1 protein-coding gene is annotated in these 770 nt (G+C 33.1%); it reads right to left on the bottom strand.

Translation table 11 applies throughout. The features are described from left to right. Positions 1-34: 34 nt before the first annotated feature. The coding region (recO, locus tag ETC07_RS16065; RefSeq protein ID WP_136249319.1) for a DNA repair protein RecO at positions 35-770 on the bottom strand (736 nt) is incomplete at its 5' end.

Raw genomic sequence — 770 nt, 5'->3', positions numbered from 1 at the left:
AAGAATAAAAAAAGCATTCATCTGAATGCTTTTTTTATTCTTTCATTATGTCGGCCCAATCTTTCATTCCATCTAAAAACTTTTTAGATTTCAAATGAATACCGACATACTCGTCGTAGATACCATCAATAAATAAACGTATCTTTTCTTTCATCTCTCTTTTAACAGATATTTTCTCGAGTTGATCTAAAGATATTTCCTGAAAGAGATTGACCAAATAAAGAACGTTTGGATCCAGATGTAAGCGACGCATATCCTCATCAAAATGATTTTTGCAAAGGCAAGCGTTGAATTTATAGGAATAATCAAAAGGACCTTGCTTACTATGGCAAAAAGCACATTCCGTACAATTTAGAGCAACTCCAAAACGACTTAAAACTTGGATTTCAAAAATATTGGTAATGATTTCTTTATCAAAACCTTGATCCAACAAGTCCATACACTTAATCACGAAAGCATAAAGAGAAGAATCATATTGGTTATCCGGAATTGCTGCATCAGCTAGACTAATAATGTAAGAAGCATGAGCATTAAGGAAAATATCCTCACTGATACGCTTATAAGTTACGGCTTCACTTACATCATCAAGAAAGGAAAAACCTTCATCATTGATTGTTCCCATCAAACTTGCAGCTGTAAAGTTTTGTAAACTGCTGGCATATTTAGAACGTGCAAAATTTTTAACAAAAAACATACGCTTGCCAAAAGACTCAGTAAAAATCTTGACCAACTTATCCTTTTCACGATAATTTGTAGTATACAGGACAAGC

The sequence above is a fragment of the Halomonas borealis genome, from assembly GCF_004798905.1.
GTDB classification, from domain to species: domain Bacteria; phylum Pseudomonadota; class Gammaproteobacteria; order Pseudomonadales; family Halomonadaceae; genus Halomonas; species Halomonas borealis.
Note: the sequence above shows the minus strand (reverse complement) of the source record. Positions and strands in the feature narration are given on the sequence as shown.